14 protein-coding genes and 1 pseudogene are annotated in these 19594 nt (G+C 60.7%); 7 read left to right on the top strand and 8 right to left on the bottom strand.

What is annotated here, in order from left to right:
- Positions 1-6: 6 nt before the first annotated feature.
- Complete coding sequence (locus tag ACHZCU_RS13300; RefSeq protein ID WP_319519152.1) at positions 7-1599, bottom strand: ABC transporter substrate-binding protein; 1593 nt, start codon at positions 1597-1599, stop codon at positions 7-9.
- A gap of 82 nt (positions 1600-1681) precedes the next feature.
- Positions 1682-2575 carry a carbon-nitrogen hydrolase family protein gene (locus ACHZCU_RS13295; protein WP_319519151.1) on the bottom strand — a complete coding sequence of 298 codons (894 nt, stop codon included), beginning with the start codon at positions 2573-2575 and terminating at the stop codon, positions 1682-1684.
- Positions 2576-2734: 159 nt separating this feature from the next.
- Between ACHZCU_RS13295 and ACHZCU_RS13290 the strand changes: the two genes are divergently transcribed.
- Complete coding sequence (locus tag ACHZCU_RS13290; RefSeq protein ID WP_106303734.1) at positions 2735-3646, top strand: LysR family transcriptional regulator; 912 nt, start codon at positions 2735-2737, stop codon at positions 3644-3646.
- A 148-nt stretch (positions 3647-3794) separates the two neighbouring features.
- On the opposite strand, the gene ACHZCU_RS13285 is transcribed toward ACHZCU_RS13290, so the two are convergent.
- From ACHZCU_RS13285 to ACHZCU_RS13270, 4 genes are all read right to left on the bottom strand, one after another.
- On the bottom strand, positions 3795-5078 hold the full coding sequence (locus ACHZCU_RS13285) for a TRAP transporter large permease (RefSeq protein WP_319519150.1): 1284 nt from the start codon (positions 5076-5078) through the stop codon (positions 3795-3797).
- Positions 5079-5082: 4 nt separating this feature from the next.
- Complete coding sequence (locus ACHZCU_RS13280) at positions 5083-5694, bottom strand: TRAP transporter small permease subunit (RefSeq protein WP_319519149.1); 612 nt, start codon at positions 5692-5694, stop codon at positions 5083-5085.
- A gap of 28 nt (positions 5695-5722) precedes the next feature.
- A complete protein-coding gene (dctP, locus tag ACHZCU_RS13275) occupies positions 5723-6781 on the bottom strand; it encodes a TRAP transporter substrate-binding protein DctP (protein ID WP_319519148.1) in 1059 nt (352 codons plus the stop codon).
- 636 nt (positions 6782-7417) lie between these two features.
- Positions 7418-8629: an acyl-CoA dehydrogenase family protein gene (locus ACHZCU_RS13270; RefSeq protein ID WP_319519147.1), complete on the bottom strand. Its 1212-nt coding sequence runs from the start codon at positions 8627-8629 to the stop codon at positions 7418-7420.
- 308 nt (positions 8630-8937) lie between these two features.
- Between ACHZCU_RS13270 and ACHZCU_RS13265 the strand changes: the two genes are divergently transcribed.
- The 4 genes from ACHZCU_RS13265 to ACHZCU_RS13250 are packed head-to-tail and all read left to right on the top strand — an operon-like array spanning position 8938 to position 13298.
- Positions 8938-9687 carry an electron transfer flavoprotein subunit beta/FixA family protein gene (locus tag ACHZCU_RS13265; protein ID WP_319519146.1) on the top strand — a complete coding sequence of 250 codons (750 nt, stop codon included), beginning with the start codon at positions 8938-8940 and terminating at the stop codon, positions 9685-9687.
- Positions 9688-9705: 18 nt separating this feature from the next.
- A complete protein-coding gene (locus ACHZCU_RS13260; RefSeq protein WP_319519145.1) occupies positions 9706-10635 on the top strand; it encodes an electron transfer flavoprotein subunit alpha/FixB family protein in 930 nt (309 codons plus the stop codon).
- Between the two features lies 1 nt (position 10636).
- Entirely contained in the window at positions 10637-11842 is a 1206-nt protein-coding gene (gene pcaF / locus ACHZCU_RS13255) for a 3-oxoadipyl-CoA thiolase (RefSeq protein WP_319519144.1), read from the top strand.
- Positions 11843-11879: 37 nt separating this feature from the next.
- Complete coding sequence (locus ACHZCU_RS13250) at positions 11880-13298, top strand: aldehyde dehydrogenase family protein (RefSeq protein ID WP_319519143.1); 1419 nt, start codon at positions 11880-11882, stop codon at positions 13296-13298.
- A gap of 357 nt (positions 13299-13655) precedes the next feature.
- Here ACHZCU_RS13250 and guaB read toward each other — a convergent pair whose 3' ends face one another.
- On the bottom strand, positions 13656-15158 hold the full coding sequence (gene guaB, locus ACHZCU_RS13245; protein WP_319519142.1) for an IMP dehydrogenase: 1503 nt from the start codon (positions 15156-15158) through the stop codon (positions 13656-13658).
- A 184-nt stretch (positions 15159-15342) separates the two neighbouring features.
- On the bottom strand, positions 15343-16338 hold the full coding sequence (locus ACHZCU_RS13240) for an MBL fold metallo-hydrolase (RefSeq protein ID WP_319519141.1): 996 nt from the start codon (positions 16336-16338) through the stop codon (positions 15343-15345).
- Positions 16339-16533: 195 nt separating this feature from the next.
- On the opposite strand from ACHZCU_RS13240, the pseudogene ACHZCU_RS13235 reads away from it, so the two are divergent.
- Together ACHZCU_RS13235 and glpD are read left to right on the top strand one after the other, a co-directional pair.
- A pseudogene (locus ACHZCU_RS13235) lies at positions 16534-17924 on the top strand (MFS transporter).
- A gap of 124 nt (positions 17925-18048) precedes the next feature.
- Positions 18049-19578, top strand: coding sequence for a glycerol-3-phosphate dehydrogenase (gene glpD, locus ACHZCU_RS13230; RefSeq protein WP_319519140.1), 1530 nt, complete (start codon positions 18049-18051; stop codon positions 19576-19578).
- Positions 19579-19594: the final 16 nt, after the last annotated feature.

Raw genomic sequence — 19594 nt, 5'->3', positions numbered from 1 at the left:
CTTTTCCTAGGGCTCGATCGTCAGGAAATCGTTGTTGAAGATGGTCAGCTGCGAACTCCCCGGATCCCATTCATATTTGTCGCTCATGGCGAATGTCTGAACGTTTCTCCAGAGATACATGCCGGGCGTGACATCCTCCCAGTCCTTCACCAGATCGAGATAAGCGGTATTCTTGTCCTCGAAGGTCTGCGCCCGCTCGAAGCGTTCGCCATCGGCGAGGAAGGCCTCGCTCGGCGTCCATGTGCGGTGGGCGGCGGTGACGCGGCTCGACGACGGGCCCCAGTCCAGCCACAGCGGGCGGTAGGGGTCGCCCGTGAACTCCGACGACATCGACATGTTGAGCATGTGGAACGGGCGCTGATAGGCGAGCGAGAAGTTGTCGACGATATTGAGCTCGACATTGATCCCCATGTCGCGCCACATCTCGACCATATATTCGGCTGCCACCTCGTAATTCGGATAGAACCCGCGCACGATGTTCCAGGTCAGCGGCTGGCCGTCATAATCGCTTTTGGCGAGAAACTCGGCCGCCCGTTCCGGGTCGTAACCATAGGTCGCCTTACGGTCGGGATCGAAATAGGGGCCGTATTCCGGGAAATTGAATGGCGTCGGCGTGAACGTCATGCCGTCCCAGAGCGCCTCGGTAATGGCATCGCGGTCGATCGCCATCACCATCGCCTTGCGCAGATTGGCGTCGACCAGCGGATTGTCGTCCATACCTTCAATGGTGAGCGTATTGAACGCAAACATCGGATAATTGCCGATCTGATCGGTGATCAGATGGATCCCGTCAGTGGCTTCGACGGATTCCAGCTGATCCACGGGAACGCTCATGATCAGGTCGTAATCGCCCGATACCAGACCGGCATAGCGCGTCGAAAATTCGGGAACGATCTTCCAGATGACGCTTTTCAGCGGCGGCGTGCCGCCCCAGTAGTCGTCATAGGCTTCGGCAATGGCATGGTCGGACGGATCGAAATCCGTGATCTTGTAAGGTCCGGTTCCGATCGGCATCTGACCGAAAGCCTCGGTGCCGACGCTTTCGTAATAGTCCTTCGGAAGCACGTAACCAATGGGCGTGGTCAGGCGGTTGACGAAGGTCGCGTCGGGATAGGCGGTTTCCAGGTCGACGGTATAGTCATCAACGACAGTGACGCCGACAAGCCCGCGCGCATAATTCTTGCCGCGCGGCGCCAGCGGCTCGTCGCCCCACAGACGCTCCTCTGAGAGCGAGAAGGCGACGTCTTCGGCGGTCATCGGATCGCCGTTCTGGAACGTCACCCCTTCGCGCAGATGCAGCCGCCAGGTTGTCGGGGTCACCTGTTCCCAGCTGGTTGCAAGCCCGGGGATGATGGTGTTGCCTTCCGGGTCCTCGAAATAGTTCCTCTTCACCAGCGTATCGAAGACATTGCCGTAAACCCGGCCGCCGGTCGTCGAAAGGCCGATCACGGGATCGAGCGTCGACCAGAGATTGTCGACGGCAAAGGCAAAGTCCGGTCTTGTGTCTTCCTGCGCAAAAGCCGGCGCCGTGGCCAGAGGCGATACCCCTGCCCCCAGGAAAAGCATGGCGGACGTCAGAAGCGTTCTTCGTTTCAACATGGTATGCGATCCCTCTGAAAGTCGTTTCTTGCGACGGGCGGCAGGCCCGCCGGTTTTGGCATGACGATGTTGTTGCAACGCTTCAGGCGGTTTGCCGCCTCCGGTGCGTTGCACCCGGTTCAAAGCTGTAATCACGCTCGTTGAGGAGCGAGGGAATGGAGCGGCGCGTGTTTTCGACGCGCGCAAGATCGAGATCGGCGACGGCAAGCCCGATGCGCTTGCCCATGTCCTCAACCACCGTGCCCCACGGGTCGACAATCATCGATTGCCCCCAGGTGTCCCGCCCGTCATCGTGATGGCCGCATTGGGCTGCCGCCACGACATAGCAACCGTTTTCGATGGCGCGCGCACGCAGAAGCGTCGGCCAGTGCGCCTCTCCGGTCGACATGGCGAAAGCCGACGGGATGAACAGGATCTTCGCGCCTGCATGGGCATAGTCGCGGTAAAGATGGGGGAAACGCACATCGTAACAGACCGACATACCGAACGGGCCCCAGGGCGTTTCGGCCAGCACGGCCTCGCCGCCCGGCGCGTAACGATCGGACTCGCGCCGCGAAATCTCGCCCGGCAGATCGACATCGAACAGATGGATCTTGTCATAGCGCGCGACGAATGCGCCGCTGGCGTCGATCAGGTGGCTGGTGTTGGAGAAGCGGGCACCGTCCGCGCCGGCAAGCGGTGTCGAACCGGTATGGATCCAGAGCCCGTATTTTGCCGCAAGCTCCCGGCAGGCGGCAAGAAACGGATCCCGCGCCTCGTCGGTGACGGAGAGACGTGCGGAGGCAACATCCTTGTTGACCATTCCGGACGCCTCCGGAAGGGCCAGAAGGTCGGCGCCGGCCGCATGAGCCTCGACGGCAAGGCCCGTAACGATCTCGATATTGCGCGCATGCGTGTTCGAGGAGCACATCTGCGCCATCGCAAGCCGGATGACCGCCCGTCCATCATCATCAGTCGCAACTGTCGTTGATGTCATCTTCAATCCCTCCGGCCAGTCGGCGCTGCCTGAGAAACAGGCAAAGCTTAAATTTCGATCAACCACAGGCTAGAATGAGAAACTCGACAAAAAAAGTACAAAATTTCCCCTTCTCGTCTATAAAAGTAACATATTTTATCTCGGCAGGAACGGACCGATATGGCACAGGATCGCTTGCCCCCGTTGAGGGCGTTGAAGACTCTGGAGGCTTTTCATCAAAGTGGATCGGTGACGGCAACGGCACGACTGCTGAGCGTCTCCCATTCCGCCGTCAGCCATCAGCTGAAGCAGATCGAGGACTGGGCAGGCATCCGCCTGATGCGGCGCGAAGGCCGCCAGACGGCGCTGACAGAAGCCGGAGAAAGCCTGGCACTGGTGATCAACGAGAGTTTCGGCGCAATCCGCCACGAGATCGACCGGCTGACCATGCGCGAGAGATTGCCGGTCTCGATCGCCTCGCTTCGGTTTGTGATACCGAACTGGCTGCTGCCCGAGATCGAAACCTTCATGGCGGAAAATCCGGCGGTATCCGTCTATGTTCAGGAACATATTTCCGACCAGCCGGTGAGCCCGGAGCCTGATATTCTGATAGGCTTTTCGCTCGATGGCCATATTCCCGAGGGAGCCGACCCGATCATTCCCGGCGCGGCGGTTCCGGTCTGCGCGCCAAGCTATCAGGCCCGTCATACGATCGGGAGCTCGGCCGATATCGCGCGTGCCACGCTGCTGCACGATGAAGACATGCGCATGTGGAAAACATGGCTTTCGGCCGCCGGCATTGCAGCGCCAGACGAGCGAAACGAAAGACGGCTTTTCTTCTCGGGTTCGGCGCTGATCTGCGATGCGGCCCTGCGCGGGCTCGGTGTCGCGCTGTGCCGAGAGGCGCTGATTGAACCCTATCTCGAACGCGGCGAGTTGATCCGTCTGTCCGATATCCGGATTGACAGAACCGCCGTCTATTACCTGCAGATTTCGCAACACGGCATGAACCGCCACGCCGCAATCGCGATCACCGACTGGTTAATCAAGCGCAGCCGAGGACGGTGGCAAGACATGCTGCACCGGCAATAAGACCCGACAACAAATCAAGGAAACCCTGTCGAGATCGAATCTCCTTCCGTCTGTGCTGACTGGATATGTCTCCCCCAAAGTTCAAGCAGCAAACGCCCGTGCAAGCCGATCTGCGCGATCCATCGCGGCTCGACATTGCCTGAAACCGTCAATTCATCGTCGACGGCAGCCAGAGGACGAGAGCGGGAAAGGCGACGAGGACCGCCACCAGGATCAAGTGCGCCAGCACATGCGGATAAGAGCCGCGAAACACGACGTTCACCGGCATTTTCGTGTATTTCGAAATCACGAACACATTGATGCCGAGCGGCGGCGTGAGGACGCCGATCTCCCCCATGACGATCGTGATCACGGCAAACCAGACCGGATCATATCCCAGCTGGGTCACAAGCGGCGAGACGATCGGCACGGTCAGGATCAGCATCGCGATCAGGTCCATGAAGCATCCCAGCACCAGGTAGATCAGCAATATTGCTATCAGAATGACAATGTTGGGAATTTCCGAGGCGATCAGCCACGAGACCAGCGACTGAGTAACCTGCGTCATGGTCAGGAAGTAGACGAAGACCTGCGCGCCAAGAAAGATCATGGCAATCATGCAGCTGGCTTCAAGCGTTGAAAGGCCGGCTCTGACAAAGGATCGAAGCGGCGTGCGGCGCGACAGGGCCAGCAGAAAGGCGATGAGGGCGCCAATGGCCGAGGCCTCCGTGGGCGTGCCGATCCCGGTATAGATCACGACGGTGACAGCGGCAAACAGCAGCAGGAAAGACCATGCGCCACCGAGAGAACGGATCTTCTCCGACCAGGAATAGCTCTGCGCAACCGGGGCGTCACCGGGGCGCAGATAGACCCAGGCGAAGATCGTCAGCATGATTGTAACGGTGACCAGCAATCCCGGCACAACGCCCGCAATCAACAGGTGCGCCACGCTCATATCGGCCAGGAGCGCATAGATGATCATCGCCCCGCTCGGCGGAATCAACATGGCAAGCGTGCCCGAAATGGCAACGACGCCGGAGGCGAAGCCGGGATTATAGCCTTGCTTGATCATGCCGGGGATCGTCGTCGACGCAAGCGTTGCCGCAGACGCCGTGCTCGAGCCGGAAATCGCGCCGAAGGCTGCTCCTGTCAGCGCAGTCGCATGTGCCAGCCCGCCGGGTGTCCGCCCTGTCCATTTGCGGGCGATCTGGAACATGTCCTCGCTGACGCCGCTGACGACAATGAAATTCGCCATCAGAATGAACATCGGGATCATGACGAATTCATAGCTGTTGACGGCGCTGAGCGGCGTTGTCGTCAGAATGCCGGTGAAAAGCTGCGGGCCGCCGAGCATGTAAAGCCCGACCCCGCCGGCAATCGCCAGCGCGATTGCGACCGGCAGACCGATGACAAGCAGAACGCCCAGAAGCGCAAACCCAATCGTGACTTCCATTCGATCAAACCGCCTCTTCGGTAATTTCACGCTCGTCGTCATCGGGCAGAATGCTGATGGCCGCTTTCTCATTGCCCGTGACAAGTGCAATGAGCTGACTGAGTGCAATATGCAGAGCGCGCAGGGTAAAAAGGCCCATGGCCAGCGCAACGATGGCCTGTTCGGACCATATCGGCCAAGGGACGAGACCGGTGGCGACGAGATTCTGCGACCAGCTGTCACGCGCCAGTTTCGTGATACTGGTCGTCATGGTCCAGAAAACGGGAACGGCCGCCAGCATGCCCAGGCAGACCAGCAGGCTGTAAAGCCGGCGCGGCATCATCATGGCAAACAGATCGACGCCGATCTGCCCGCCATGTCGCAGCACCATTCCCGCCGGCAACAGCATGGTTGCCGGCAGAAGATAAAGCGTGACGAGATCGACCGTGAAAACGAACGGCCGGTTCATCGAGTAGCGGGCGATTGCATCCCCCGAGATCAGAACCATCATGAAGAACAGGACGCCGCAGAGGACCCACAGCATGCCGCGTTCCACCACCGATATCAGCCTGTCAACCGGCCCGTCCGGCCCCAGCATTTCGGAGCCCGGCCGCCGTTTTTCTGTTGTCGTATTCATCTGCCTGCCTCTTTAGCCGCGACACCGGTTATTGCTGGGGATCAGCAGTGTCGGCGGGTGCCTCAAGGGCCTGCTTGAACATGTTCAGCGTTTCCGTGGCCGGTTTTCCGCGCGCATCGAGCTGCGCTGTCCAGTCTTCGGAGATGCTGGCGAGGGTCGTATCGAGCCTGGCGACATCTTCATCGCTCCAGGTGTAGATCTCCATCCGCCCGGAAGACTGAAGGTCCTTGATGGCCCGCGCCTCGTCCTTTTCGGAAAATGCGCAGAAATTTTCCTCCGCCCGCTTGCCCGCCTCATCCAGTGCGGCCCTGACGTCTTCGGGCAGCGATTGATAGCGGGATTCCGACATCATCGCGAAGACCCCGGGTGTTCCCATACTGTAGCCGGTGGCACCGTAATGAGCGTATTCGTCATAACCGTAGCTTTCGACGGCAGCGAACGACATCATCACGGCGTCAAGCGTGCCGCGCTGCAGCGACTGGGTGACTTCGGGCGATGTCAGTTTCATCGGCACGCCGCCCACCTTGCCAACGGTCAGCTCCATCAGGCCACCGGCATTGCGCATCTTGAGCCCCTGCAGGTCATCGACACTTTCGATTTTCCGGCGCGATGCCGCCGGTCCGTAGGGAGAATAGACGTAATAGCTGATCACGCGCAGGCCTGCCGGTTTGAGATCGTTTTCGTAAAGCGGACCGCCGGGATCGCCGATGGCACGGCTGGCGCGCGTCCCCGCGCAAACACTGTCGACAAGGCCCGGCACTTCCAGAACGCCGAGAAGAGGCAGTTCCCCGCTGCTGACATAGCCCGTGCCGATTTCGGCGATATCGACGGCGCCAAATTTGACCAGTTCGATCAACTGACGCGCCTTTCCCGCCTGTTCGGCCGGATAGAACTCGATATCGACGGCGCCATCCGTCAGTTCCTCGACGTCCTTGATGAAGACATCACTGCCTTCCGTCACGCCGTAATGGGTGGGGGGCAGAAAAGTCGCCAGTTTCAGGGTGATCTTGTCCTGGGCCATAAGCGGCCCGGCGGTTGCCCCCAGGCAAAGAGCCAGCAACAGCGGGCGGCAGCAGCGTTTCAACATAGTCTCCTCCTCACGGACTTTTGTGAACCGAATGGAAATGTTGCCCGCAAACGTGATGCCAACGGACGCGCATTCGCCGGACGTCCTGTCATACAGGCGCCCGCGCTTTTCTTTGAAACGGGAAACAGGGTATCGGCAGGAAAGGCCAGCACGGAAATGTCGCAGCCGGCAACACGCTGTCGGCTACAAGCACATGGATCGGCAGCAACGTCATGTGATCTGCCGCGGGCAGCAGCCCCGCAATGATGCCCGGTTTAGCGAAACGGCCGTCATTCCGGCCTTTCTGTCGTTCAAAACCCCGCCCACTTGCGTCATCCTCGTGCTTGACACGAGGCCAGTCACGGTTGCGGCGAGAGAAACAATTGAGCTTATGGCTCGGGATTTAAAACCGGCGCTTGTCACCACGTGTGGACAGGTTCGTGGTTCCTCGTGTCAAGCACGAGGATGACACCTAAGAGAGTGGCGAATGCCGTACCCAAGCCACGCAGTTCAGGAATGACAATGATGACCAGTGACGTCATTTCCTGGAAAGCCTGTTTTAACGCAATATTTTGATTCCTATAAACAAGGCTAAACTGGCATCAGTGAACTGCATGCGAAGGCACGGACAACAGTCCGGGGTTGCGTTTTTTTCCGCTATTCCGCGGCTGCCGAACGTCCGAGTTCGCGTAGCCCCGTCTTGCCGTGATGGCGGTCGGCGAGCTTGTAGCCAAGCGCATCTTCGGCGATCAGCACTTTCTGGACATTGGCCGAACCTTCGCCGGTGAACATCAGGTCGGCGTAGTTCTTGTAGCGCGAAACGCGATATTCGGTCGAAATGCCGTAGCCGCCGAATATCTGCTGGGCCGTGTCGGTACAGAACTTGGCCGTCTGCGAGGCGTGCAGCTTGGCGATGGAGGCAATGCGGTTGGTCGGGAGACCGGCATCCATATATTGCGCCGTCTTGTAGACCAGCGCCCGGCTTGCCTCGATGGCAACAGCCATGTCGGCGATCTGGCCCTGAATGAGCTGGAATTTGCCGATCGGATTGCCGCGCACGATGCGCTCATTGGCATAGCGCACCGCGTCCTCATAAGCGCCGATGGCAATGCCGAGCGCCTTTGCGCCGATGACAGCCCGCCCGCCCTGCAGCGCCCGCATGATGATCTTGAACCCCTCGCCTTCCTGGCCAAGCCGGTTTTCGACCGGGACGACGAAATCATCGAGATAAAGCGCGGAAGACCGGAACGCCTTGGAAAGCTGGGTCGGGATCGGCTGGGCGACGAAGCCCGGATATTTCTTCGGCTCCACGATGAAGGCGGTCACGCCTCTGGCGCCGGCCTCCGGATCGGTTTTGGCAAGCAGGATGCCGACATCGCATTCGTCGCCAAGCGTTGCCCACATCTTCGAACCGCTGATGCGGTAGACATCGCCATCGCGCTTTGCCACCGTCTTCATCGCGCCCGCCGCATCGGAGCCGGAGCCCGCTTCCGTCAGCGCCATCATGCCGATCGACTTTCCGGCGATGATGTCGGGGACGTATTTTTCGATCTGCTCCTCGGTTCCGCCAAGATAGATACAGGCCGGGCAATTGCCGCCCTGCTGGTTTGAACACCCGGCAAAGCGGATATCGAGCCGCGATATCTCCTCCAGAATAACGACGGCCGCCATGTAACCAAGCCCCGTTCCGCCGACGGTTTCGGGAAAGGTCGAGCCGTAAAACCCGGCAGCGCCCGCCTTCATGATCAGGTCGCGCGGCAGCTCGCGCCGTTCCTCATAACCATCGAGTGCCGGAATGACTTCGGTTTCCATGAAGCGGCGCACACTGTCGCGGATAGCCGGAATTTCCTCAGGTAGCAGTTCGTCCATAAATAGATGTCCTCACGAAAATCGCGTCTTGTCCTCAGCACGGACAGCCGCGCAAATATCATCCACGGCGCGGACAGGTTTTCATACCCCGCCCGTGGACGCCTCCATTCATTGCCCTCCACTCCGCCCGGCGGGCAAACCCGCCACCGACGCGAAGCACGGTAGACGCGCATCATCGTCGCAATTCCCATGCCAGCAACAGCCCTCTTTCATGGCACGCAGCTTGCGAAACGGTAAACGCGGAAGATGTCATGCCGCAATGCGCGGGCATGTCCTCTCAAGAACATGAAAGAACGGGAAATACGTCAATGAAAATCCTGGTCCCTGTTAAGCGCGTCGTCGATTATAATGTGAAAATCCGTGTGAAACCGGACGGCACCGGCGTCGAGCTCGCCAATGTGAAGATGTCGATGAACCCTTTCGACGAAATTTCCGTCGAGGAAGCCCTGCGCCTGAAGGAAGCGGGCAAGGCAGACGAAGTCGTCGTCGTCTCCATCGGCCCGGCAAAATCGGAAGAAACGCTGCGAACGGCTCTTGCCATGGGCGCAGACCGCGCAATCCTCATCCAGACCGATGAAACAGTCGAGCCGCTGGCCGTCGCCAAGCTTCTGAAAGGCGTCGTTGAAAGCGAAAGCCCGCAGCTTGTCATTCTCGGCAAGCAGGCGATTGACGATGACAGCAACCAGACCGGCCAGATGCTGGCGGCGCTGCTTGGCTGGGGACAGGGCACATTCGCGTCGAAAGTCGAGCCCGGCGACGGCAAGGTCAGCGTCACCCGCGAGATCGACGGCGGCCTTCAGACCGTCGAACTCACGCTGCCGGCCATCATCACCACCGATCTGCGCCTCAACGAGCCGCGCTATGCCTCCCTGCCCAACATCATGAAGGCGAAGAAAAAGCCGCTGGAGAAGAAGACGCCCGCCGATTTCGGCGTCGATATCGCACCGCGCCTGAAGGTGCTGAAAACCGAGGAGCCAGAAGGCCGCAAGGCGGGCATCCGGGTCGCGTCCGTGGCCGAACTTGTCGAAAAACTGAAGTCCGAAGCCGGTGTGCTTTAAACAGGCGGAGAACCGACCATGACCATTCTTCTTCTCGGCGAATACGAAAACGGCGCCCTTTCCGACCAGACCGGCAAGGCCGTTTCCGCCGCCCGCCAGATCGGCGGCGATATCCATCTCCTGCTTGCCGGTTCAAACCTTTCGGACGCGGCGACAGAAGCCTCAAAGCTCGACGGCGTTGCAAAGGTTCTGACGGCAGAGGCCGCCGATTATGACAATGCGCTGGCCGAACCGCTGGCGGCGCTGATCGTGTCGCTGGCCGGTGGCTATGACGTTTTCATGGCCGCGGCCACGACAACCGGCAAGAATGTGATGCCGCGCGTTGCCGCCTTGATCGACGTGATGCAGATTTCGGAAATCATCGACGTGGTGTCCGCCGATACGTTCAAACGGCCGATCTATGCCGGAAACGCCATCGAAACCGTCCAGTCCGGCGATTCCAGAAAGGTCATCACCGTGCGCGGCTCGGCCTTTGCGGCACCCGGCACATCCGGCTCCGCAACAATCGAACCGGTGGCGGCGGCTGAAAATCCCGGCGTATCGGCCTTTGTCTCCGAAGCACTCTCCAGCTCCGACCGCCCGGAGCTCACATCGGCGAAAATCATCGTTTCCGGCGGTCGCGGCGTGGGGTCATCGGAAAAATTCGAGGAGGTCATTCTGCCGCTGGCCGACAGGCTCGGTGCGGCCGTCGGCGCCTCGCGCGCGGCCGTCGATTCCGGCTACGCGCCGAATGACTGGCAGGTGGGACAGACCGGCAAGGTGGTGGCCCCCGATCTTTACATCGCCTGCGGCATTTCCGGCGCCATTCAGCATCTGGCAGGCATGAAGGACTCGAAAGTGATCGTCGCCATCAACAAGGATGAGGAAGCGCCGATCTTCCAGATCGCCGATTACGGCCTGGTCGGCGACCTGTTCGACATTCTGCCCGAACTCGAAAAGGCGCTCTAGCATGACCGAAGCTTTGATCTGCGACGCCGTTCGCACACCTATCGGCCGTTATGGCGGCGCATTGTCATCGGTGAGACCCGACGATCTGGCGGCCCATGTGATCACGTCCCTGATGGAACGCCACCCGGACCTTGACTGGTCGCGCGTGGACGAAGTTGTCTTCGGCTCGGCCAATCAGGCGGGTGAGGACAACCGCAATGTCGCGCGGATGGCAGCGCTTCTTTCCGGACTTCCCGTCAATGTGCCGGGAACGACGGTCAACCGGCTTTGCGCATCCGGCATGGATGCGGTGGGTGCGGCAGCGCGTGGCATCAAGGCGGGCGACTACGACCTTGTCATTGCCGGTGGCGTGGAAAGCATGAGCCGTGCGCCCTTCGTCATGCCCAAGGCGGCAAGCGCCTTCAGCCGCGCCAATGCGGTTTACGACACCACCATCGGCTGGCGCTTCGTCAATCCGAAGATGAAAAAACGCTACGGCGTCGATTCCATGCCCGAAACGGCGGACAATGTCGCCGCCGACTACAACATTGCCCGTGCCGATCAGGATGCGTTCGCGGCCCGGTCACAGGCGCGTTGGCAGGCGGCGCATGAAGGCGGGATATTTGCCGATGAAATCATTCCCGTCACCGTTCCGCAGCGCAAGGGCGATCCGGTTACCGTCTCGACCGACGAGCATCCCCGCCCCGGCACAACGGTCGAGAAACTTGCCGGGCTCAAAGGCGTCAACGGTCCCGACCTGACGGTGACGGCGGGCAATGCTTCCGGCGTCAACGACGGCGCGGCAAGTCTGCTGATCGCCAGCGCCGAAGCGGCTGCCGAACACGGGTTGAAGCCGATGGCGCGGATCATCTCCATGGCGGCGGCGGGCGTCGAACCCCGCGTCATGGGCGTCGGGCCGATTGCAGCCACCGAAAAGGTTCTGGCGCGCACCAGCCTCACCATCGCCGACATGGATGTGATCGAGCTGAACGAGGCCTTTGCCGCGCAGGCGCTCGCCACCACCCGGGCGCTCGGCCTTGCAGATGATGCCCCGCATGTCAACGCCAATGGCGGCGCCATCGCCATGGGCCATCCGCTCGGCATGTCGGGCGCGCGCCTCGTGCTCACGGCCGCCTACCAGCTGCGCCGCACCGGCGGCCGCTATGCGCTTTGCACCATGTGCATCGGCGTCGGTCAGGGCACGGCCCTTGTGCTTGAAGCGGTGTGATCCAATCTTAAAAGACAGACAGAAACAGGCAGGAACGATGAAACATTACGGCAAGTTCTTTATCGATGGCGAATGGGTTGAGCCGATCAGCGCCCGCCCCTTCGAGCTGATCAATCCGGCAACCGAGGAAGCCTTCGCAACGGTTGCTCTTGGCAGCCCGGAAGATGTCGACCGGGCGGTCGCCGCGGCAAAACAGGCGCTGCCGGTCCTGGCGCAAAGCTCCAAGGAAGGCCGGATCGAAATGCTCGAACGGCTGATCGAGGCCTTTACCGCCCGCGAAGGCGAGGTAATGGCGGCGTTGACGCAGGAGATGGGCGCGCCTGTCAGCCTCAAGGGTCAGACCGGCTCGGCGCTCAATGCCTTGCGGCAGGGCATCGCCACGATGAAGGAATACGAGTTTGAAACCCGGCTCGGCGTCAATATCCTGCGGCGCGAGCCCATCGGCGTTGCCGGTATCATCACGCCCTGGAACTGGCCGATCCAGCTTTTGTGCAACAAACTGGCCTCCGCCCTTGCCGCCGGCTGTTCCGTGGTCGCCAAACCCAGCGAATACACGCCGGTCAGCGCCATCGCGTTTGCCGAAATCGTTCAGGATGCCGGATTGCCGAAAGGCGTGTTCAATCTCGTCAATGGCGACGGACCGGGCGTCGGCAATGCCATCAGCGCGCACAACGATATTGGCGTCGTTTCCTTCACCGGGTCCACGCGCGCGGGCATCATGGTGGCTGAGGCCGCCGCGCCCTCGGTCAAACGCGTCACCCAGGAACTCGGCGGCAAATCCGCCAACCTGATCATGCCGGATGCCGATCTGGCGGCGGCCGCGCATTACAATGTCACGCGCGGTTATTCCAATACCGGTCAGTCCTGCCATTCGCCGACCCGCATCCTCGTTCACGAAAGCCAGCTGGACGAACTGACCGGGCATCTGCAGGAAGCCGCCACGAAGATCAAGGTGGGCGATCCAAACGACCCGGAAACCACACTCGGCCCGGTCGTCAACCGGACGCAATTCGAGCGCATCCAGCACTATATCGAAACCGGCATCAAGGAAGGCGGTCGGCTGATCTGCGGCGGTCCGGGCCGCCCCGAAGGGCTGGAGCGCGGCTACTACATCCGCCCGACGATCTTTGCCGACATCACCCCGGATATGACAATTGCACGGGAAGAGATTTTCGGCCCGGTCACCTCCGTCATCACCTATAACGACCTCGAACAGGCAATCGCCATCGCCAATGATACCGAATACGGCCTTGGTGCTTACGTCTTCGGTGCGGACAAGGAAAAGGTGCTTGATGTCGGCCGCAGGCTGAATGCCGGTCGCGTATTCCTCAACGGCGCACCGCCCAACACCGTGGCCCCGATGGGCGGCTACGGAAAATCCGGCAATGGCCGCGAGATGGGAACCTTCGGCATGGAGGAATATCTCGAGACCAAGGCGATTATCGGCTATTACTGACGACAGCAGATGCGGGCAAGCCAAAGGCCCGCACCTGCATCACAATAATAACCCAGATCCGACAAACAATGCTCGGGCTTGACCCGAGCATCCAATCCCGTCTGTCGCGAAAGACATTGGCGACATCTGGAAAGACATTGCGAGGGACTTCACAACGACCGCAAACGCCTGTCGTGGGGCACGGTGCGCAGATTCTCGGGTCAAGCCCGAGAATGACGCCGAATAGGAGGAGAGGCAGAAGGAGGCGGAGAGGCCGAGAGGCCGGAGCGAGCGGTGCAGAAATGCCCGGAAAGGCCTGCCGGAAAAACCGGGCGGCTTGCGCGGTGCCGCCCGGTGTATGACTGCTGACGTTGCCGCTTACACGCTGCCCGGATAGTTCGGGCTTTCGCGGGTAATCGTTACGTCGTGGGCATGGCTTTCGCGCAGGCCCGCATTGGAAATCTGCACGAAGGTCGCCTTTTCCTGATAGTCGACGATGTTCTTGCCGCCGACATAACCCATGGCGGCACGCAGGCCGCCTTGAAGCTGATGCAGAACGCCGCCGGTCGGGCCCTTGTAAGGCACCTGGCCTTCGATGCCCTCGGGCACGAGCTTCAGCGTGTCGCGCACTTCCGCCTGGAAATAGCGGTCCGCCGAGCCGCGCGCCATGGCGCCGACCGAGCCCATGCCGCGATAGGCCTTGAACGAGCGGCCCTGATAGAGGAAAACCTCGCCCGGGCTTTCATCGGTACCGGCCAGCAGCGAGCCGATCATGACGGCGGAAGCGCCAGCGGCAATCGCCTTGGCCACGTCACCGGAAAACTTGATACCGCCATCGGCGATCACCGGAATACCGGCATCGCGGGCGGCCTCGGCAGCGGCCATGACGGCGGCAAGCTGCGGCACGCCGACGCCGGCGACAATGCGCGTGGTGCAGATCGAGCCCGGGCCGATACCGACCTTGACCGCATCCGCACCGGCATCGATCAGCGCTTTCGTGCCATCGGTGGTGGCGACATTGCCGGCCATGATCCGCACCGAATTCGACAGGGTCTTGACCCGGCCGACGGCATCCAGAACCTTCTGCGAATGGCCGTGAGCGGTATCGATGACGATCATGTCGACGTCGGCATCGACCAGCATTTCGGCGCGCTGGAAACCGTCATCGCCGACCGAGATGGCGGCGGCGGCGCGAAGGCGGCCCTGCGCATCCTTCGCGGCGTTCGGATTGAGCTGCGATTTCTCGATGTCCTTGACGGTGATGAGGCCGACGCAATGGCCGCGATTATCCACGACCAGAAGCTTTTCGATCCGGTGGTGATGCAGAAGCCGCTTGGCTTCCTGCTGATCGACCGTTTCACGCACGGTGATCAAATTTTCCCGGGTCATCAGTTCGTAGATGCGCTGTTCGGGATTGGAGGCGAAGCGAACGTCGCGGTTGGTCAGGATACCGACGAGGCGACCCGATGTATTGTCGTCGCTGGTGCCCTGCTCGACCACCGGAATGCCGGAAATATGATGCGCCTTCATCAGCGCCAGCGCTTCGGCCAGCGTGGCATCGGGGCCGATGGTGACCGGATTGACCACCATGCCGCTTTCGAACTTCTTGACCTGGCGAACCTGTTCGGCCTGCTCATGCGGGGTCAGATTGCGGTGGATAACGCCGATACCGCCGGCCTGCGCCATGGCAATTGCAAGCCGGGCTTCGGTCACCGTATCCATTGCGGAAGACAGGATGGGCAGGTTGAGATCGATATCGCGGGCAATCGTGGTCGAGACGTCGACCTGCCCCGGCATCACCTCTGAATGTCCCGGCTGCAGCAGCACATCATCGAAGGTGAGTGCCTGCATTCCGGTAGCGGCCTGAATAATCTGAGCCATGGCCAATTTCCTTTTTCAAATACGAAATGGCCGGGCGGTTTGTTCCGTCCGGTCCCTTGCAGATAAGTCTGGAAGTTGGCGAGTGCTCGTAACACGAAGATGACGTGTTGAAAATACCCAATCCGAAATGTTGTTTCCGGATCGGGCAGGATTGTGAAGGCGACGCGTGGGCGCCGCCGGTTTGCTATAGTTTGAACTGGTAGGTCTTCGGCATGAATCTGTAGCCGTCACCGGTCTTTTCGACGTAGCCGACAGCGGGAAACGGCATGTGATAGCCAAGGAAGGGGATGCGTTCGGCGGCCACCATGTCGAACACCTTCTTTCGGGTTTCGGCAGCCATCTCCTTGTCCATGTCGAAACGCACATGCCAGTCGGGGCGCTGCAGCGACAGTACGTACTGATTCGCCGTATCGGCAGTCAGCAGTAATCTGCGATCGCCCGATTCGAGCATGAAGATCAGATGGCCGGGCGTATGGCCGAATGCTTCCATCGCGGTAATGCCGGGCACGATTTCGTCGCCGCCGCCAATGAAGGTTGCCTGATCGGCAAGCGGCACGACCACCTTCTTCACCGTTTCGTGGCCGCCTTCGGCCGGCGTGCCCATACGCGCATCATCGCTCCAGAAGGCATATTCCTTCTCGCCGAAGACATAGCGGGCATTGGGAAACGCCGGGCCGTCCTCTTCCATCAGCCCCAGAATGTGGTCGCCATGCATGTGGGTGATGACGACGATATCGATATCCTCCGGCTGGTAGCCGTTGGCAATCAATCCGTCGCGCAGCCGGCCCGCGCCCCAGGAACGGCCTGCCGGGCCCATGCCGGTGTCAAACAGCACGGTTTCGCTGCCGGTGTCGACGAGAACGGGGGCAAAACCGTTGACCATCTGGTCCGGCGGCAGGAAGTTTTCCTCCAGCAGCGCGGCAACGGTTTCCGGATCCTGCCCGGTTCCGAAAGTATCGCCCGGATTGTCCATCACCCGGCTGCCGTCTTCGACGACGAGAAGCTTGAAGTCGCCAAGGTTGAAACTGTCGCTTGCGGGCGGATCGGCCACCTGCATGCTGTCGCTTTCCATGTCCTGCGCATGCGCGCGCGTCGCGCCGGTCACGAAAGGCGTGGCAATGGCGGCCAGGCCCGCGCCGGCCATCAGGCTGCGACGGTGAATGCCTTTATCGGTGGTCATCGGTCGTCCTCCTTGAAATCAAACATACACCGAAAATCTTGGGACCAATGAACAGGTTTCAAGCCGGCCGGCCGTATTTGGTCCGTGCAAGACGTCACATTTGCGTGAGCCAAAGATCGGTTTTGGCCATTGGCATTTCCGTCCCTGGAGGCTAAGACATTTGCTCTTGTCACATTATTTTGCAGTCGCCACCCGATGAATCCTGTCGTTCCGCTGATCATGGCCGTCGCGCTCTTCATGGAGCAGATGGATTCCACCGTCATCTCGACCGCCCTTCCCGCGATCGCCGCCGATCTCGGCGTCGGGCCGATCACGCTGAAACTGGCGCTGACGACCTACATGGTGGCGCTGGCGATCTTCATTCCGGTTTCCGGCTGGATGGCCGATCGCTTCGGCGCCAAACGGGTATTCAGGCTCGCAATCATCGTGTTTTTGCTGGGATCGGTCTGCTGCGCGTTTTCCGGCAACCTTCTCGAATTCGTGCTCTCGCGCTTCCTGCAGGGCATGGGCGGGGCGATGATGACGCCGGTCGGGCGGCTCGTCATCCTGCGCACAACGGATCGTTCGGAACTGGTGCGTGCCATGGCGCTGCTCACCATTCCGGCACTGGTGGGGCCGATGGCGGGGCCGCCGCTGGGCGGTTTCATCACCACCTATTTCTCGTGGCACTGGATTTTTCTGATCAATGTGCCCATCGGCATTGTCGGCCTCATCATGACGGGCATCTTCCTGCCGCTGATCGAGGACGAACCGCCGTCGGACCTTGACTGGAAGGGCTTTTTCCTGGTGGCGGTCGCTGCCTCGGGCATCGTCTTCGGCCTGTCCGTCATCAGCCTGCCGGCCCTGCCGCCGGCAACCGGCTTTGTCACCACGGCAATCGGCATCCTGTCGGGCCTGTGGTATATCCGCCATGCCCGGCGGGTCGAACGGCCGCTGCTCAATCTGTCGCTGTTTTCCAGACCAAGTTTTGCCATTGCGACGACCGCAGCCACCTTCTTCCGCATGGCCACCGGCGCCTTTCCGTTCCTGATGCCGCTGATGCTGCAACTCGGTTTCGGCCTCAATCCGTTCGAATCCGGCATGATCACGTTCGTCGGCGCGGCCGGTGCACTGATGACCAAATTCGTTGCGCCAAAAATATTTTCCGCCTTCGGCTTCCGTACCGTGCTGATCACGGCGTCCCTTGGTGCAGCGGTTCTGACTGCCACCTTCGCCTTTTTCGAGGCAACGACGCCGCATATCATCATTCTTGCGATCCTGTTTACCTCCGGCCTGTTCCGCTCGTTCTTCTTCACCGGCGTCAACGCGCTTGCCTATGCCGATATCGAAAACCGGCAGGCCAGCCAGGCAACGGCGATGAGCTCGATGTTCCAGCAGGAAGCTTCGCGCTGGGCGTCGCCTTCGCCGCGGTTATCCTGGAGCTTGCGGGACACTTCACCGGCGGAGAACTGACGGTCGCCCATTTCCACATTGCCTTTTCCATCGTCGCTCTCGTTTCACTGGTATCCGTGATCCCGCTGATCAGGTTGAAACGCGATGCAGGCGCTGCGGTCTCCGGCCACAAGGGCGCACAGGCCGCTGAATAGGCGCTTTGTGGAAATTGCAGCCGGCACCCCGAAACGAACATTTACGATCATATAATTTGACATTTCGAATATTTACGCGCATTTTCAGCTTGCTATTCGTCAAGATCACACGGGAGTAAACGCGATGGCGCGTGCCGCAGAACCAACCGATCCGGTCGACATTTTCGTCATCGGTGGCGGCGTCAATGGTGTCGGTATCGCCCGGGATGCCGCCGGTCGCGGCCTTTCCGTCGCGCTTGCCGAGATGAACGACCTGGCCTCGGCAACCTCATCCGCCTCGACAAAGCTGTTCCACGGCGGGTTGCGCTATCTCGAATATTACGAGTTCCGGCTGGTACGCGAGGCGCTGATCGAGCGCGAAGTGCTGCTGAAGGCCATGCCGCATATCTCCTGGCCGATGCGCTTTGTGCTGCCGCACCACAAGGGCCTGCGCCCGTGGTGGCTGCTGCGGCTCGGGCTGTTTCTCTACGACCATCTCGGCGGGCGAAAAATCCTGCCGGCAACCCGCAGCGTCGATCTGGCGAAGGATTCCGCCGGAAAACCGCTCAAAAGCGAATATCGGCGCGCATTCGAATATTCGGATTGCTGGGTGCAGGACGCCCGTCTCGTCAGCCTGATGGCGCGTGATGCGAGCGAACGCGGCGCCAAGGTGATGGTGCGCACGAAAGTCGTCCATGCCGCGCAGATCGAGGAATCCGGCACGACGCTGTGGAAAATCGATCTCGAAGATGAAAACGGTCCGCTGCCGCCGGTTTATGCCCGCGCGCTCGTCAATGCCGGCGGCCCCTGGGTTGCCGATATCATTTCCGGCGCGCTTGGCATCAACACCGCCGAAAAGGTCCGGCTGGTGCGCGGCAGCCATATCGTCACGAAAAAACTCTACGATCATGATCGCTGCTATTTCTTTCAGGGCAGCGACGGACGGATCATCTTTTCCATCCCCTATGAGCAGGATTTCACCCTGATCGGCACCACCGACAAGGACCACGAAGGGCCCGCATCCGCAGCGCAATGCACCGATGAAGAAGCGGATTACCTCTGCCGTTTCGCCTCGGAATATTTCGAAAAACCGGTCACGCGCGCGGACATCGTCTGGACCTATTCCGGCGTCCGTCCGCTTTACGATGACGGCGCCTCCTCGGCGACGGCGGCGACCCGCGATTATGTGCTTTCGCTGCGTGAGGACGGCGCGCCGCTGCTCAGCGTTTTCGGCGGCAAGATCACCACCCACCGCAAGCTTGCCGAAGCGGCTATCCACAAGTTGTCCCCTCATTTTCCACAGGCCGGCGGCGACTGGACGGCAGACTCCACGCTGCCGGGCGGCGATTTTGCGGTGAGCGAGACGACAAAACTGCCGGCGCGGCTTCAAACCGACTATCCCTTTCTGGAAAAAGCGCAAACATTGCGCATGATCCGCACCTATGGCACCGATTGCTGGACGATTCTCGGCGACGCCGCCTCACCGGAAGATCTCGGCCGGCACTTCGGCGCCGGGCTTTACGAGGCCGAGGTGCGCTGGCTTGTGGACAGGGAATTTGCCCGCCGGGCCGACGATATCGTGTTCCGGCGCACCAAGTTCGGTCTGCGCATGAGCGGTGAAGAGATTGCGGCGCTGGATGTGTGGCTTGCGGATCACCTGACGGTCGCGCCATAGAAATGATCGGGGAGGA

This window comes from uncultured Martelella sp. (assembly GCF_963677965.2).
In the GTDB taxonomy this organism is placed as follows: Bacteria; Pseudomonadota; Alphaproteobacteria; order Rhizobiales; family Rhizobiaceae; genus Martelella; species Martelella mangrovi.
The sequence above is the reverse complement of the archived record's forward strand: the minus strand, read 5'-3'. Positions and strand labels throughout refer to the sequence as shown.

What these genes read in the sequence shown, in the direction of transcription:
- ACHZCU_RS13300 (WP_319519152.1), bottom strand. Translation starts at nt 1,599, where the DNA reads ATGTTGAAACGAAGAACGCTTCTGACGTCCGCCATGCTTTTCCTGGGG.
- ACHZCU_RS13295 (WP_319519151.1), bottom strand. Translation starts at nt 2,575, where the DNA reads ATGACATCAACGACAGTTGCGACTGATGATGATGGACGGGCGGTCATC.
- ACHZCU_RS13290 (WP_106303734.1), top strand. Translation starts at nt 2,735, where the DNA reads ATGGCACAGGATCGCTTGCCCCCGTTGAGGGCGTTGAAGACTCTGGAG.
- ACHZCU_RS13285 (WP_319519150.1), bottom strand. Translation starts at nt 5,078, where the DNA reads ATGGAAGTCACGATTGGGTTTGCGCTTCTGGGCGTTCTGCTTGTCATC.
- ACHZCU_RS13280 (WP_319519149.1), bottom strand. Translation starts at nt 5,694, where the DNA reads ATGAATACGACAACAGAAAAACGGCGGCCGGGCTCCGAAATGCTGGGG.
- dctP (WP_319519148.1), bottom strand. Translation starts at nt 6,781, where the DNA reads ATGTTGAAACGCTGCTGCCGCCCGCTGTTGCTGGCTCTTTGCCTGGGG.
- ACHZCU_RS13270 (WP_319519147.1), bottom strand. Translation starts at nt 8,629, where the DNA reads ATGGACGAACTGCTACCTGAGGAAATTCCGGCTATCCGCGACAGTGTG.
- ACHZCU_RS13265 (WP_319519146.1), top strand. Translation starts at nt 8,938, where the DNA reads ATGAAAATCCTGGTCCCTGTTAAGCGCGTCGTCGATTATAATGTGAAA.
- ACHZCU_RS13260 (WP_319519145.1), top strand. Translation starts at nt 9,706, where the DNA reads ATGACCATTCTTCTTCTCGGCGAATACGAAAACGGCGCCCTTTCCGAC.
- pcaF (WP_319519144.1), top strand. Translation starts at nt 10,637, where the DNA reads ATGACCGAAGCTTTGATCTGCGACGCCGTTCGCACACCTATCGGCCGT.
- ACHZCU_RS13250 (WP_319519143.1), top strand. Translation starts at nt 11,880, where the DNA reads ATGAAACATTACGGCAAGTTCTTTATCGATGGCGAATGGGTTGAGCCG.
- guaB (WP_319519142.1), bottom strand. Translation starts at nt 15,158, where the DNA reads ATGGCTCAGATTATTCAGGCCGCTACCGGAATGCAGGCACTCACCTTC.
- ACHZCU_RS13240 (WP_319519141.1), bottom strand. Translation starts at nt 16,338, where the DNA reads ATGACCACCGATAAAGGCATTCACCGTCGCAGCCTGATGGCCGGCGCG.
- glpD (WP_319519140.1), top strand. Translation starts at nt 18,049, where the DNA reads ATGGCGCGTGCCGCAGAACCAACCGATCCGGTCGACATTTTCGTCATC.